Source organism: Amphritea sp., assembly GCF_048266285.1.
Classification (GTDB): domain Bacteria; phylum Pseudomonadota; class Gammaproteobacteria; order Pseudomonadales; family Balneatricaceae; genus Amphritea.
This window is the reverse complement of sequence record NZ_JBLWZV010000005.1, coordinates 164,074-182,291: the sequence shown is the minus strand read 5'-3', so window position 1 is coordinate 182,291 and position 18,218 is coordinate 164,074. Positions and strand designations below refer to the sequence as shown.

The following is an 18,218-nucleotide window of genomic DNA, read 5'->3' as shown; positions in this document are numbered from 1 at the left end:
GTTACGGTGGCGGCACGGTGACCGTCGATGCTGATGATACGCAAGCGTCCATAGAACAGGCATTGTTAGCGCATTTCGGTATTGATGATGTGGTCGTGACTGAGGGTGATACTGCCGGCAGTTGGGTTGTCCAAATACTGGATGCTATTACCGATGCTGATGGTAACTATAGTCTCTTGAATTTTGAGTTAGTGGACAGTGTCTCTGGCGTCAGCACACAAACGGCGATATCTTCGACGCTGACTGACCATGTGGTTTTCCCCGCTAATGATCGTCAGGCGCTCACTATTCCCGCCAATGCTTTTGCCGCTGAATTCGCCTATAACGGTCAGACGGTAGCGATCTCCTTAGATCTACAAGCCTCAGAAACCGTGACATTAGCACAAGCCACGGCTAACGCCATCGAAGCAGCACTGCTAAACCATCCCGATATTAGTGCGGTTAAAGCGGCCTCGGGTTCTGAGCCCGGTCAGTGGGTTGTGCAATTATTGGATGCTGCCACGGATGCGCAGGGTGACTTCTTTGGTTTGAGCCTGACCGTATCAGAGCATATCGCTGATGCATTGGTCGTTCCGGCTAGTACAACAATACTGGTAAACCCTAGTTATGTTGACGGTGTTAGCGATCCCGCGGAGGCGGTGTTCAGCTTCACTAATGGCGAACAGAAGCTCCATTTCAGTACCGACACGGCCATGGTTTGGTATGGTACAGAGAAAGTGTTATTGAACAGCAGCATGAGCGAGGCGGATATTCTCGCTGCATTTGATAGCATCGATGCGTTAAGAGCATCGACGGTGACGGTTGTTCAAGCGGTCGATGGTTTGGGTGACCCTGACTGGACGATGACGTTCTCGCCTCTGGATGCGAGTGACACCACTTATGACGTGATGAAGTTAGCTGAAATTACCTCTGTTGCGATTGTTGATCAAGCCAGTATTGAGTCACAGGTGTTGGAAAACGGAGGGCGGGTTCAGAACCTCACGTTGGCTGCCGGCCCTGTTTCGCTTTGGTATGGTGATCAAGCGATTGATATCAGTGTGTTGAGTGCTGCAGCGATAGAAGCAACTCTAGAAAAATTTGATGCTATTGATGATGTGCATGTTACTGGAACAGGCTCTGCTACCGATCCGTGGCAGGTTACCTTCTTGCAAGCCGACCAGCTAGATGATGGTTCATACAAGCAGTTGCGTTCCGAACAATACACACAAGATCATTCTGTTGTTCAGGCTTCAACCGCATTTTCACGCGATCTTAGTCATGGCGTTGTCGCCACTCAAACACTGTATCTGGAAGACTGGCAGGATCATGCTTATTTCTCCTACAACGGCGAATCAGTGGTTTTACAGCGTGATATGAGCGCGCTTGAAGTGGAGTTGTATCTTGAAACGCTTGATACCATTACTGATGTTTGGGTCGGTGGTACGGGTATTGAAAATGACCCATGGACCGTTGCCATCATTGATGCAGAACTGGATAGCGGTGCGAACTATGTATTCGAACGCTTTATTAATATCCAGAATATGGAAGTTAAAGCGAATGTAAATACGGCTGATAACAAACAGCAGCAATACATCGATAAGGCAGACGTTGTTGCCGGAACCTATCTGTATTACGGTGACTTTAGTGTTGAACTGGAGGCTGCCGATCTAACGGCGGCGGGTTTGCAAACGGCATTGATTAGCGGTGGCATCAATGTCGCTGTGTATGATGAAACCAGCGTTTTCAGAATAGAGTTTGTCAATGCCGCGAGTCAGGCCATTATGGTCAACCCTGCAGGGGGCGGTTCAATTGATAAGTTAACGGTAGCGCAGGACATTAATGTCCAAATGACGCTGCCTTTGGGTGTTTCCAGCACAACCTTTACTCACCCAGACTATGCTTCAATTACGGTTGATTTGACCGCGCTGAATGCGGCTAAAGTTGCCGGCGATGCGGCGGCCATTACTGCGGCATCGAATGCGGTTGTTGCTTATCTGGAAACTCAGTTTGGCGCTTGGGGCGTTGTTGATCAATTAGGTGTGGCGACGCAGATCATTGTTGCTGGTGATGGTTTAAGCCGAAATACGATGTTTACTATTGAGTTAAACGGCTTCTCATCGCAGACACCGATCACTCAAACCTATGATTTCAGCGGTCTAGGTGTACAGGCACTGATTGATAATATTTCATCCAGCTACAAAATTATCGAGCGGGTGGACACTGCAGGTAACTGGAACATTGAGCTCGATGGTGCCGGTGATTACGCTGTGCTGCCGCTGAATTCACTGACAGGCACGGCTGAAGGATATTTATCATCGTTCCAGACCATTGAGCAAAATGTGCCACGTATGGTTGAGAAACCGACTTGGTCGATCCCTGATGGTGGTGGTGAAGCCGAACTGGACGGTGGCACTGATTGGTTTGAAGATCCTACCTACAATACCGATAACGCTAACGATAGCGTGTTAATTGAAGGTGGCGATGATGCCAGTATCCGAGATTACTTTACGGTCGGTCACGAGCTGCAGGACACCGGTCTTGTTGATGCGAGCCTCGATCCTGTCCTGCAGAAAAATACCGATACTGTGCAAGTTGTTCACCGTCGGGTTGATTTAGCCGAAGCGGATAACCTCAGCCAACGTCAAGTGACGATCACTATTCGGGGTATCGATCGCAAAGCGGATGAAGCGGATACCTCCGATAAATTCGACACCATTAATATTAATGCCTTGGGCGGTGATGATTTTATTATTGCTGGCTTTAGTCCAAATGAAGAGAAGATTCTGGGCAACACCATTAATTCTGATTCGGTCATACTGTCCCGTGCTGTGGATAACCTTGGCCTCAGCGGTGGCGACGGTGATGACCGGCTAATTGGTAGTCAATATAACGACCTTATCAATGGCGGTGAGGGCAATGATGTTATTACGGGTGGCCGTGGTACCGATATCTTTGATGATGTCGATCTTGATGATAATGACATTGATACCCTGATAGAGCAGCGTGATTTGAACTTCAGCTTGTCGGATGATTCATTCAAGGTAACAGGCCAGCAGCAATCATTGCTTGATCCGACAGAAGACGTTGCTGTGTATGAAGATGAAACCAGCGTTGGCGTGTTTGAGCAGTTTGAAATATACGGCGGCGCGAGCAGCAATAATTACGGCGTTTTAGATTTTACCAAAGGCGCCTATTTCGACGGTGGCTTTGGTTCCGATAACTATGTGACGACCCTGAGTGGGGTTGTCGATGATCAGTCAAACATTCATATCATGGACAGTGGCACGGGGGCCACTGAGAGCGATACGCTAGAAATTCGCGGTGCCGATGATGCGGATGATCTGTTCCACCTAGATGTCGATACTCAGTATCAACTGTTAGAGAGAGCGAGAGATTTAATAACCCATGCGTTGAGCGATTTTGTGCTTAGCTATGACAATATAAGCATCAATGTCCTTACCTCTGATACGGCCAGCAGCCTACAAACTAAATTGGCGAGTGCCGGTATCACGGCTCGCGTAGCTGAGGTGGGCGGCGATGCGCTGATGATCGAGCTGATAACAGCACCACAAACGTCAGAAGAAAAATTCATGCGCTTTGAAGTTTCTGATGCCGCGGCGGCTTCGGTCTCTGTTATTCGCTCATTTGTCGAGCGTTTGGCCGAAGATGGCACGGGCGATGCGTTGCTGGCGGGTAAGCCCGATATCGATGCTATGTTCGAACGCAAAGATAATGAGATTCAGGTTTACAGCATATTACCGGGCCAAACCGGCAGCTATACCTTGAGTTACGATGGTTTCACAACCGACTTATTAAGTAGCACCGATGATGCAGCGACTATTAAAGCGGCGTTGTTGGCGCTCATCGACCCAGCGACCGGTGAGAATGTCATCAGAGAGCTGAACATAAAAGGTACGGGGACTAACCGCGATCCTTGGTATGTCAGCATTAACGATGCGACGCAAGATATCCAAGGCAATTTCTACTTGTTGCAGTCGAGCAATGCCGCACTGATCAACAAACCGGTTGATATTGCGGATGCGATTGCCAGTACGACACCCTCAATCTCAATGGCAGATCCAGAGTTCTATCAACGGGTTTATTACACTGATGGCCTAAGTACTGTGTTGGTGAATGGTGGCGGCGGTAACGATACCTTCGTTGTCGATGGCACGGTGGCTTCTCTGAATGTTTCTGGTGATGAAGGTGATGACAACTTCGTAATCGGACGTGTGATCGACACGCATTTTGTTGATGATGGCCATGGCGAGTTAATCGAGGTGGTCAAGGGTCTGAATGGTATTACCGCCGGTGTTAATGACAATAGCTTCTTCTATGGCGGTATCGGCGACGACTATTTTGAGGTTAACCATAATATTGGTCAGTTGTCCTTATACGGTGAAGCGGATGACGATACCTTCTTCCTAAAATCCCATTTACAAAGTGGGGTGTCGGCTTCCAGTGTGGCAAGTGACACCGGCGGTGGCGGTATTGTTGCTGGCGCAGGCGATGAGAATAATCTCACTGCCGAAGATGAAAAAGACACCATGATTAACTATGTGCAGAATAATCGTGTGTCTATTTTTGGTGGCTCTGGTTTCGATACGTTGATTCTATCGGGCACACGTCAGGGTGATGAGTTTAATATTTTCACTGACGAAAACGATAAGCAGTACATCTATGGTGCAGGCCTTAAAATTGAAGGTGTTAGCGGCATCGAGCGATTAGCCTTGCTCACCGGGACAGGTGAGGATGTTATTAACCTCTATGGCTTGAATGCCGATATCACTCTGTTGTTGAGTCTGGGGTCCGGTAATGACCACATCAATTACGGTGGTGCAGGTGACACCTTTGAAGTCATTTATCCTGAATCCAATGCGACTTATACGGTTGAGCAGGATGTGTTGCAAGATATACTGGATGCGCAAAGTGTGACTAATAATGAAGTTGTCTTTTCGAAGCGGGAAAACAGTTTTGATGCTGCCGCATGGGAAGCATTCTTCCAAAAATGGGTGAAGGCAGATGCCAATCCTGTTATTGATGAGGCCCATTGGCGGTTATTTGAGGCTAACTTAACCGTTGCTTTAAAACTCTTCGCTCAGGGCGTTGAACGAGCTCGCACCAACCCGGTGAATGGCGTCAGCTTGTCTAGCCTCGAAAGGAAAAACTTCGGTCCCTGGACATTCACTGTTCGTCAGGACAATACCGCTGCAGTTGATGCTTATGTACAAAATACCAATCTACTCGAAGACGCGTTGAACTTTACGGGTCAAGAATGGGGACAAAGTTTCTCTGATGGTGATTGGGAAAATTACTTCGCCAGTTACGCGCCGATCGAAGCTGTCAAAGTTAGCGAATTGGGGCATGCGATCGCGCCAGCGTTGCCGGATGAAATTGACTTTGACCTGTTCAATAGTCTCGCTGATACGGGATCGATCAATGCCGGTAATAACACGCTGGATGATGTTTTCTTCGGCACCTACTTAAACTGGGTAATAGGCCAGACAGTCACCGGCAGTATTATTCAAAGTGATGGTGTTCGTTTAGGCTCATCTAATAACGACACAGAAATTGATAACTGGGGCTATGACCCCGATCTGTATTTGACGGATCTCTATACGCGTAATGTGCCGGTTTATCATCAGGCGAGTTACTGGTTCTTTGGCACGCATCACTATACCTATACCACGGCTTGGGAGGGGGTGACGGGTGTCGGCGAAGAGAAGTATGCTTCAAACGATCGTATCGGTGTAGCAGGAACAACCCCTGGCAAAGATATGTTCTGGGATATGATTTCGCTGTTTTATGATGTTGAGGCGAAGAAGGAAAGCGATACGACTATTAACGTCGTGCAAGATTATAGCGCCGATGAGGTGACCGGTACCGCCGCGTATAAATTCGATAATTTACCTGAGCGTAGCGTACTTAAAATACTGCCTGAAAACTACGATATGTCGCGTATTGCTGGCTTAGTCCGAGTTGTGGGTGGTGCTGGTACTGATACGGTGACCGTTAACGCGCGAGATAACGCGGGTCTGGATATAACCCTAGAGAAACAAGCGTTAGAAACGGTTGATTTTGACTTTAATCTCACCAAATTAGCAGAACTGACCGATGGTACTGGTTTTACGCCGGATGATTTGAGGAGTGCTTTAATCCGTGCTCATAACGACACTCAAGTCGGTGTTCTTGATGATCTACTCAATGGTGATGTTGCCGAAGCCAGCGTCACCTTGTCGAAAGACTTGTTGGTTGAGGCGTTTACCGCACTCGAGTACCTCAACCCATTGCAGGCGGCCGTCACGGCATTGGCTAACACCAATCCCGTTGTCTCGGATACGACCTTTATTGATCGCTTAGATGGGTTTGTGAAGCGTGGTCTGCAGCTGATGGGTGAAAACCTGATTAGCACCTATGATTTCTCTCTCGATGTATTGGATGCTTTGCTGATTGACCCGATGCTGGATGAGATATCTCCTTCTAGCCTGAAGAGCGATGTTGTGGCTCGACTTGAAGGCTTGAGAAGCTATCTTGATCTGTCCGGTGTCCGTGCGCAATTGAAAGATGGCAGCTTACCCGGAGGTCGAATTTATGATATCGCCTCTGACTCTGCGCTTAGAGTCTATAAGCAGACTCAACTGGATACCTCAATACGATCAACGAGTTATGAATACTCTCAGAATATTTGGGATAACGAAACCTGGGATGCAGCTTATGACTGGAATGCCTCGCTGGGCGAATATGTTCGCCGTTTAGATCCTAACGCTGATGATGTACAAGCGCTGACGCGCAACGATAATGGCTATGGGGATGGCCCACAGGCCGATAGTACCGCGGGTAAAACCAACTATAGCGTCGACCGTGAGATCGATACCCGTGAAATTTTAGCGATCAATTACACCGTGGGTGATACCGCAGGAATCCAAGGGGTGAATTGGGTCAGCGGTACGGTGGGTAATACCGATGCGACCCGGGGTAAAGATATTCTGCTTAATAATCAGTATGCAGAGATCGTGGATAATCTGGATCACTCTTATTACAGCTATTCCTACTACGGGGTTGGTGCTCAGCACGAAGAAATTCTGGAAGCGGTTGCGCTACGTCGCTTTAATCAGGATAGCGGTGCCAATGATGTGGCGGCGAGCAATCAATTAGATGACGGCGTGTATCTCACGGCGGATAACTGGAAGGATTACACTATTGCTGTTGGCCAGAGTGCCCTGGGTGATCTTGACTTCAACGATGCCAACGTTACGCGTTTAATCGAAACCCTTGATGGTGGGCAGGCTCTGCGTACCGATGTCGAAGCACCGTTGCTGGATGGTTTAATCATTACCCGTGATATCAATGGCATTGCCGTGGATCACGAGATAAATATCAATGCTGTGCAGGATGACTATGGTTTCTATCTAGCAGAGTCGGTAGAAATAATCATGACGATCAACGAAACGCTGGTGGTCACCGATGAGTTTGTCACCGGCAAAGGCGCCGTTGAGAATGTTGTCGCTTTCGATACGCTGCAAGGCTTAGGCGAATATGCTGTGCGCATGGTCGGTGTAGAAGACATCGTGCTTAACCTGAATGCCGATGATGCCAATGACAACAGCCAGGTGGTGGTTGATAAGGTCTCGGTTGAAAGCCTGCATCACGCAACAGACATTACGGTGAATACCGGTGCTGGTGGCGACAAGCTTTTTGTTGCAGCCGCGGGTGCGGAGAATATTCAATTGAACTCGGGTGAGGGTAATGACTTCATCACCCTGTCTGATACCGGCACATACGCTGAAGTCAATGCGGGAGCCGATAACGATACGATTCGGGTTAATTACAACGCTAATGATTTGCAAACCAATGTGAATGGCATTGCTGGTGAACTCGTCTTACGTGGCGAAGCGGGCTCCGATTGGTATTACATTGGCCTAGCCGGTGAAGGTGAGTCAGTTATCAGTATTGATGACGATGCGGCTGATACCGGTTTTGACCGAGTGGCGATTCAGGGTACTGACCAAGCGGATAACTTTTTATTCCGTCCAGATACTATTTTTGCACTAGAGGTGGATGCCGATGGCAACCCACTGATCGGTGCGCCCATTCAACGTGTTAATTACAACATCGATAGTAATGATGAAATCAATGTCTATGGTCGTGATGGACATGACAGCTTCACCTTTGATGATACGACCGCGAAGATGTCCGTTTACGGTGATGCCGGAGACGATACCTTCCAAGTAGGTCAAGTATTTAACGCCGCTAGAAATAATGTTGAATCAGGTCTGGCGCCGGAAGATTATTTTGATACAACCTTGGTAACGCAGGGCTATATCAGCAATGGTATTAGCTACGATGCATCGCTCAATGGTGGTACTGGCGAGGATAATTTCATTGTTTATCGCAACGTCGCTTCTGTTGATTTGAATGGTGATGAAGATAACGATACTTTCTTAGTTCGCAGTTTCGTACTGGTTGATCCCGATGATGAAAATGCGCCGGTTGCCAATATTAATGGTGGCCAGGGCGCTGACTTCATCAACTATGCGATGAATGCACCGGTTAATATACGTGGCGGCGATGGTTTAGATACCGTGACTATTCTGGGGACTGAGTTTGGTGATGATTATGTCATTACCGAACAGGGCGTTTTTGGAGCGGGCCGCTTTATTGGTTTTGAGGGCATTGAGCGGTTAATTATTAATGGCATGGAAGGTAATGATAACTTCTATGTTTATAGCACCAGTGAAAACCTCGATCTAAACCTGATCGGTGGCTTAGGCAGCGACACCTTTAATACCGCGGGCGGTAATGACGGTGAGTCGATTACCGTGGTGGCGGATGATCTACAAGGCCATAGTGGCTTGTTGGAACACACCTTAACCACGGGCGATACTCGCTTTCAGGCATTGACCCAAACCATCTCTGTCGATGTGATGGACGATGATGAAGCCGGCGTTATTGTTCGTCCCGTCGGTTCATCAATTCGCACATACGAGAAAACCGCCGGCGTTGTTTTAGCCGATCGCAATAAAACTAATAACACCTATGAAGTGGTTTTGACCCGAGCACCGCAGGATGTTGTGCGGGTGACTGCCAGTGCCGTTTTGGCGACAGAACTGGAATTAAAACAGGGTGGTAAAGGCGTTGCGTTAAATGGTAGCGAAGACACCACCACGCTATTGTTCGATCGTACCAATTGGTTTATTCCACAGTTGGTGACAGTCACCGCGCCCGATGATGATCTGGCTGAAGGTGTCCGTAATATCGTGATCCGTCATTCGGTGAAAGAGGGTGATACTGATCAGGATGGCGATGAGTATGATCGTATTCTGGTGGGGCAGATTACAGCAGAAGTGGTGGATGATGATTTAACATCCCATAAAGTGATTGATGCCAACCCCGATGTTGCCGTGACCTTAATGAGCAATAATCGTTATGAGGTTGCGTTATCGCAAGCGCCTACGGCGGACGTTGTGATAGAGATCGAAACGCCAGACTCAATGGAGACGGATAAAACAACGTTAACCTTTACTGCAGCAGATTGGGGGCCACAAGTGGTCGCCTACAGTGATGCGAGTGGTGGCGCACCGGATGGTCTGATTTCTCACTTAGTGATTACCGATGATGCCTTCTTTAGTGGGCAGGTCATGGGCAGCATCGATGTGCGCTCGGTATCGCCAACCATCTTAATCGCTAAGAGTAGTAGTGAACCGTTGGTTGCTGAAGCGGTAGCCGCTTTGCGCAGTGATAGCTATGAGGTGATGTTAAGCCATCAACCGTCTGACAATGTGACGATTACCATTGCGAGCGATGGTCAGTTAGCCACCGATGTGACTGAGTTGACATTTACGCCAGGTAATTGGAGTGAGGCGCAAACGGTTACCTTTACGGCTATCGACGATGCCGATGTTGAAGGCATTCATTACGGTCGTTTAAGCCATACCGTTAGCAGTGCTGATCCGTATTACGATGATCTGACGATGAGTGTGGTCGACGTCACGATCGCGGATGATGAATCGCCCTCGCTGCTGATCATTCAGGAGAATGGTCGTGCGCAGGTGACAGAAACCGATGCTGCGGGTGTCCTCGGTGAAGGTATGGTGTTGGTTGATAGCACGGGGCTTTCGGTTCAGGCGAGTTTTGGTTTGGCTGAAGTGAACGAGTTGCAAGGCAATGATAGCGTGAAATCAGCGCAGGATTTAAGTGCTGCCCGCTGGACAACCGCTACAGATCCAACCATCGCAAACTCTAAAGCACTTCCGCACATTACTGTTAATGGCCGTGGTGATGGCTCGAAGGATTACTTCAAATTCACCGTTACTCAAACGATGATTGATGATGCAGGCTCTGCTGGCATTGATTTCTGGGCCGATGTGGATTCCGATTATGCTGCAGGTGATAGTGTTTACTGGCAGAGTAAAACGAACCTGTTGACATTAGATCAGGGTAAAACGTCGGTGCTGCCGGTTACTTATTACAACGACAGTTACATTAATTACAACATCACGGATGCGGGCACCTATTTTGTCGAGGTTGAAGGTAATATCAATCGCAATAGCCCCGTTTGGGAAGGTGTGCCAGAAGGCACCGATTATAAGCTGCACCTCAGCTTGCAGGAGCAGGTGACGACAGCGTTCGACTTTACCCAGTCACCGCTGCTCGAAGCTGAGAATGAAACAGCCTTCTATAACGGCACTGGCGGTCAGCTTATCAGTGATATTGATGGCGTGAGTGGTACGGGCACTGACAATAAGGGCTGGTATACCGATCCTAATATTCTGGTTGGTAATACTGATGTAGGCGGTGTCATTAATGACACTATGTCGCATATTACTATTGAAGGTGGCGGCTCTTATAAAGCGGATAGTTACCTCTTCGAAGTCACGGATGATATGTTGTTCAGCCCCGCGGGCTCGGTTCATGCGGACGACTCCAACTTAGGCAGTAAAAGCGGTTGGTACACCTCTGCGGGTATAAACTTCCCAGCGTCGGTTAAAGTGGGAGACCAGTGGCATGTGACTGTTTCTGGTGTGACTTATGATGTTGAGGCGATGGGCACCAGTGGTGCTGACCTGGCTGCCTCATTGTTAACTCAACTGAACGGCTTGGATAGCTTCTTTACCGCAGCTATCGGGAGTTCTGCCGACGATGTAGTGATAACGAATATCGAAAACGGCTTTAAGCTGTCTATTACCCATGAGACGGCTTATGCCGCTGATCAAACCTCGATCTCTTTGCAAGAAACCAATGTCGTGCTAAAAGCGCCATCATTTGGTGTGGGAAATGGACAGGATTGGATAGTCACCATTGATGGTCAGGATTACACCTTTGATAAATCGTCCGGTGCTAACAACCTTAATACCGTAGGCGCTGGTTTAGTTGGCGCGGTTAAGGCTGTGCTAGGTACTGATTATCGTATTAAGTACGACGATGCTAGCAAAACCCTCACCGTGACGGACGATGCCAGCAAAGCAGTCAGCGTTCGCGTGGTAGATGATCGCTCTGTTGATGCGGGTTCAACCCAGTTAATTGAGCGTAAGTTCACTATCGACACAGGTGTTGCCAACAATCGTACTTGGTCTGTTACTGTCGATGGACAAACGGCTGAGTACACAAGTAACTATACCGGTGCCGCTAATGCGCCAACATTGGCTGCAGTCACTGACAATATTCAAGCACAACTGGATAGTAAGTTAGATGGTAGCTACAGCATTACCTATACCAGTGGTAATACATCCTTTGTCGTGAAACGTTCGGATGGCAACGGCATGACGACATCCGATGCACGTTTCTCTACTTCAAATGAAGTACATCAACAAAAACTGGTGCTGGATAGCACCCTTACTGCTGAAAACTGGCGCGTATTGTCGGGCGCTAGTGCGGTGGCCAGTAATGCTTCAGCTACCGATGTAGACATTGTTGGTGCGGATCTCGCTACACAGCTGACCGCAGGTGATTATGTTGCTCATTATGAAGCCTCGAGCAATACACTGGTGATAACCCGAGATAATGGTGCCAGCCCAGATTTGACGTTGAACGCGATGGTGACTGAAGATACCGAAGCGTCTCAAAGCACCGTTAATGTGACGGTTTATTCTCAGGCTTTAACCATTGATTCTGGTTACAGCCATAGCAGTAGTGATGTTTGGACAGTAACGGTTAAGGATAGTAACGGTGATGATGTCTCATACAGCGGCGCTTCATTGTCGACCATTTATGGCACTGCTGGAGCAGCTGGTGGATTAGGGGGTGTAGCGACAGCACTGACCAATGGCTTAGCTGGGATTACGGTAACCGTCGATACGGGTGCCTTAGTATTTGTTGCCGATGATGAGAGCCGCGTCTCTGCGAGCTTGAGTATTGAAAATATCGAAGCTCTACAGGGCCCACAGGTCGACGATAGAGATCGTTGGGATACCTATGCGTTAGATCTTACTGATGATGCTCTACCCGCGGTGGGTGATGCTTGGTCGATTACGGTTAATGGCATCACTTATACGTATCTCGTGAGCCAAACTGATATTGATGCGCCTGAGTCGATTAATGACAAGGTTGCTACCGGTTTGATGGACCTGCTTCATGCTGCAGGCTTGAGTAGCACTGTAACAACCATCGGCAATCGGGTGTTGATTGATACGGTCGATGATGCCCTTGTTTCAAATGGACGTAAGACTCAGGTTCAGGGCTTGTTCGATATCGATTACGGTTCTTCTTTTAGTAACAGTTCGACTAACGTCTATCAAAGTGAGTCATTTTCATCTTCAGGTAATATTTTTACGACTCTCACAGAGACCAAGCGTGTAGTAGAAACACGGGTGACCTCTACGCAATCCTATTTGCCGTACATGAAAGTGTTTGATATGACGTCTGGTGCTGTTAATGGCACAGAGATGACCTTTGATAAAGACTTTAGCTGGCTGGCGGACAACGGCAGCAGCAGTCAGGGAGATCCTATGTTGGAGTTCCTGTTTGCTAATAAAGGCACTTATCGAGTTGAAGTGGGTTATTCGGTTACCTATACCAGTGATGTGAATGTGCGCACGGAAATTACCACGTTAGAGCGATCGTTATTTAATACCACTACCAATACATCGGTAACCACTAACGGCAATAGTTATTCAAATACCTACCTAGAAGGTATGACAGAGAACTATAAGCTGAATATTTCACTCGAGGGTCATGCCACCGATAGTAACTATGTGAAGATGGATGGCATGTTATTGACGGTGACGTCGGGCGATAACGCAGGTCAGACAGCCATTATCGAAAGCTATGACGCGCTAACCGATTCTTATAATCTCAAGTCCAATCTGGTGTTGAGCGCAGGTGATCGTTTCGAAGTGAGTTATCTGATGAGCGGTGTGGATGGCTACGCTAATGAAAGCTGGCAAGATGACTCTTATCAAGTGGTCTTGTCGGGTGCACCTATGGTGCTTGATCCAGTCACGGGCTTGCTGGTGCCGGATTTAGTGACCATTGATTTTGCCGGCATTGAAACACGGACTTATCATAGTAATTACGCTTTCGAAGACGGTAAAACGGCCGAGCATAATCAGGTTCAGGTAGGCACAGACACATCGAGTATTACCTTTGTAGGTGGTACGCCCGGTGCCGGCCAAGTAGCTTGGGATGATATTCAAACGATTACCTTGTCAGCGGCCGATGACGACATTATTGATGGCGGTGATGCCCAAGTCTTTGCTCCGTTAGGCGAGCGTCTTAATAGCATTCGCGGGCCGATCTCTATCGATGGTGGTTTGGCGGATAGTGCCGCTCAAACTCTTAATAATCCGCTGCTGTTACCGGAAGAAAATAACTGGTACAAAATTGAAGGCACGCTTACATCGATTGATAATGTTGGCGGCCATATAGTGGTGACTGACAGTGCTGCTGAATATTGGGATAAAGACGAATTTAAACACAACCCCGGCTTTAATTTAGATCTTAAGAACGGACTGTTTGAATTGGTTATGGTTGATAATGCTAGCGGCGAAACGGTCACCATGGAGATCGTTGCGCAAAATGGCCAAACCTTCACCCTAGCGGGAGACTGGCCAAATGGTGTTGCGCCAATGGCGCGCGACTATTACATCAACCCGGTCAATATGAATACTCGGGTTACTGAAGATACCCAAGTCGATGTACTTAATTTGTATAACAGCGCTAGCCCTGCAGCAGAAAAAGGCATATTAACGGCGGATACGATCACTGGCTTTGGTATGGGGGATAACATCAGGCTGGGCGATGAAGAGATTGCAGGTGGTATTCGTTATGCCAACCTTGAAACGCTGTCGATTGAATTGGGCAATGGCGCTGATGATCTAACGATTCAGTCTACTCATGCAGGTAGTACAACTATCGATACCCGAGGAGGCGATGATCTCGTTAGCGTTGAAACAGTGGCTGGTGCTCTGACCCTGAAAACAGGCGATGACGACGACATTGTTACCGTCGGTAGCCAGCAACAACTAGCGGATGAGATCGCGGCATTGTTAGTGGTTGATGGTGGAGAAGGTGATAACCAACTGATCGTTAATGATTCTGGTGATGCTGATAGCAATGAGTTGTTCGTCACTCATGACAGCATAACGGGCTTAGATATGCCGTCCCTGTCTGAGGTGCAATCGCTCTATATACGGGCAGTGTCTGGTCATTACATTTTGGATATTGATGGTACCGCGATAGCTATTCCTGATCTTGAAGAAGTAACGCTATTGACGGCCTTGAAAACTCACTTCAGTGCCGGTCCCGGTTTAGAGGTTGAGCGCCAAGCGGTTGTTAACGGCTACAGCTTTACCATTACCTTTGGTGGTGAAATGGCAGGTCAGTCTATTCCTCAGTTGGAAATTACCGATATCACGGGTTTAAATGCTGCAGCCGATGCCACCGTTGAGGTTAAAACGAGTACGGTTAGACAGGGAGCATTAACGGCACAAACCGGCCAGATTCAGACGCTTACACCGGCATTAACGGGTACTTATCAGTTGGAAGTATTAGGGCAGTTAACGGCGTCGATCGCAGTAACGGCAACACAAGCGGAGATTATTGAAGCGTTGCGCCCAATCTTAAACCCTAATAACAAACCTGCGTCGTTAGTTAATGACGATCTATCAGATCAACAGGATTTCTTACCGTACACGGATAATATTTCAGTTATTCGGGTGGGTAATGAATGGTTGATTCAGTTCCAAGGTGCATATGCAGGTGTTGAAATTACGAGCGTTGTTGGTGATGCCTCCGTTGAGAAACGTATGGCTGGCATCAACTATTACAACATTGGCCAGCTGGATATTAACTTAGGCAGTGGCAGTGATGTTGTTAATGTTCAATCAACTCATCAGGACACTGAAACCAGTATTAACACCTTTGTGGGTGAAGATTCGATCTACGTTACTAGCGATGCTAACGCAGACTTGACCAATCAGCCTGATGCCCACGGTACTTTGGATGGCATTAATGGTTTGTTGAATATTGATGCGGGCAGCGGTGAGAACGCACTGTATATCAGTGACTTTGATGATGTTGATGCTGATAACGCGAGCTTAAGTCGTGATCGTCTTAGCGGCATGGCTTTAGGTGATATTACCTATACAGCAACCAGTGGTAATTATAATAACGACTTGGTTATTTGGGCCGGTAAAGGTGCCGATCAAATCTTGGTTAACAGCGTGTATGTTGAGGGCGTTAGCGTAACCTCTCTATATGCTAACGATGGCGACGATACTATTAGGGTAACGGCTAGCGATAACTTGTCGAATCCAGCTCACGCAGCGTTGGCGTCACTGGGAGACAGTGAAGCCCGACGTTTGGATATCTTTGGTAACACAGGTGAAGATGAAGTTTATGCCGGCACCGCGACTATGGCTATCCGCGTTTACGGGAATGAAGATAATGACCTAGTCTTCGGTAGCCAGGGCGACGACATACTGTATGGTCATGAAGGTGATGATCGTATTTACGCGAATGAGGGTAACGATATCGTTTACGGTAATGCCGGGCGCGATACATTAGACGGCAACGCGGGTAACGATAGAATAAAAGGCGGTTCTGAGGACGATATTATCAGAGGTAATGCGGGTGATGACTTCATCTTAGGTGAAACCGGTAACGACATCATCTTTGGTGAAGGAGGCTCGGCACAAGATGCTGCAGGCAATGACTTGCTCGCCAGTGAGCTGGATGCGCTCGCATTGATCACCAGCGCTGACTTCAGTGCTGATGGCCGCGATACGATTGATGGTGGTGAAGGTAATGATCGCATCATAGCCGGTTTAGGTGGTGACGTTGTCACTGATATGGTCGGCGATAATATTGTGCTGGGTGACCTAGGCGCAATTGGTTATACCGATGTTAGTGCCTTTAGCGCCGGCGTTGTTACCTTAGTTCGCTCAAGCAGCGCTCAGGGTGGTGATGATGATATCCGCGTGGGAAGTCTTTCAGGTAATAATATTGTGATGGGCGGCCAAGGCGCAGACTTTGTTGAGACGAGTGTCGGTCATGACCGCATTATTGGTGATAACGGTGAAATCGTTATAGGCAACGATGGCGTTATCCAGACAATGCAAACCACTAATATTATTAATGGCGGTGATGATGTCATTATCACCGGGGGTGGTAACAATACTATTTTCGCGGGTCAGGGGAATGACCGAGTCACGGCGGCTGCCGGTGATGATGATATCTTTGGTGATAACGGCCTGATTGAGTATGTGGATGGGTTGGCGGTGCGTTTGGTGTCTACGGATATCGATGCAACAACCACCGGTCTGGATACCATTGATGCCGGCGAAGGCAGTAACCGCGTGATCGGCGGCTTTAGTGCCGATAACGTGACCACCGGCGATGGTGTGGATGTCATTCTTGGTGATGCCGGTGAGTTGATCTATGTTAATAATGTTATTACGCGAGTAACGTCAGCGAAAACCTCAATCGGTGGTGCTGACACTATTCAAAGCGGAGATGGTGATAACGTTATTTTGGCTGGTCCAGGGGCGGACAGGGTTGTTACCGGTGTTGGTGAAGACGTTGTTCTAGGCGATACCGGTGAAGTGTTATTCGAAACGGGTCAACTGCAAAGCATTATCACCAGCAATGAGGGTGGTGATGATGACAATATCAGTACTGATGCGGGCGATGACATTATATTTGGCGGCTTGGGCAGTGATGTTATCAACTCCGGCGCAGATAATGACATCGTTATTGCTGATACCGGCGCTCTGTCTTATAACTTTACGACAGAGCCCGCCGTATCAATTAGAAATGATATTGACGCTCTTTTAGGGGGTAATGATATTGTCAACTTAGGTGCGGGTGACGATATAGGGCTCGGTGGCGCCGGTTCAGATTCGATTCGTGGTGAAGAGGGGGAGGATGCCATCTTTGGCGACTTTGTTGATATTTCGATCACAACGTCAGGGTTGAGGGACTTCCAGTCGACCTTGCCGACCTTCGGGGCGAGTGACATTCTGTCGGGCGGAGATGGATTTGATATTCTCGTAGGTGGCAACGACTTTGATTATTTCGATGGTAATTTAATCACCGATGTCATTATCGGTAACTATGCCCGTATTCAGGATTCAGCCGACTTCACTTCTCTCTTGATTGTTTCAGACCCAACCGGCCGAGAAGTTATATCTTCTAGTCTGTTTAGCATCTATGGTGTTAATACGGGCTTAGAGCGAGAGGAGGGCAATGATATCTTTGAGGATGGCTATTCCTCTGATGTTGAGCCGTTGCGAACCGATACCGCGTTACGTTTAACTCCACTGTTGAACGGCGAAGTGCTTTCTCGGTTGTCCGATAGTGAGTTGCAAGAATTTTTACGGAATCTGCCTTTACTCGGTGTTGAGCATCGAAGAGGGGCTGGGCATGCGTCTCAAACGGCTCCGGAACCTGTTCCGAATGGAGAGCAGAAACCTACTGTACCTGTAGCGCCAGAAGATGCCATACTCCCAGTAGCTCTGATCGATCAATGGTTAGAAAAAGAGGGAGTTTCGTTACCAACTGATCGTTATTCGGAGCATAGTGTTGAGGGTGAAGCGACGAGTCATGACTATGCGGAACCTTCGGGTGAATCCTTATCTGACTCATTAGCCATTGGCCTGCTGTTGGCGGCGAATGTGGCTGGGCAGCGTGGATGGAGGTTAGGCCGCTTAAGTAATGAAGACAATGTTATTCAGGGCGATTTGCAGGATTTGCGAAAACTACAGTCCAGTCGGAGATATTCTCTGTGGCAGAAAAAGGACTAA

At 48.1% G+C, this 18,218-nt stretch carries 1 protein-coding gene (running past one end of the window); it reads left to right on the top strand.

The annotated features are described in order from the left end of the window. On the top strand, positions 1–18,218 hold the final stretch of the coding sequence (locus ACN0T0_RS09090; protein ID WP_417225277.1) for a DUF4347 domain-containing protein. Its footprint begins 19,555 nt before the window's first position; 18,218 of the gene's 37,773 nt are visible here — the last part of the coding sequence; its start codon lies off the left edge, out of view; its stop codon occupies positions 18,216–18,218.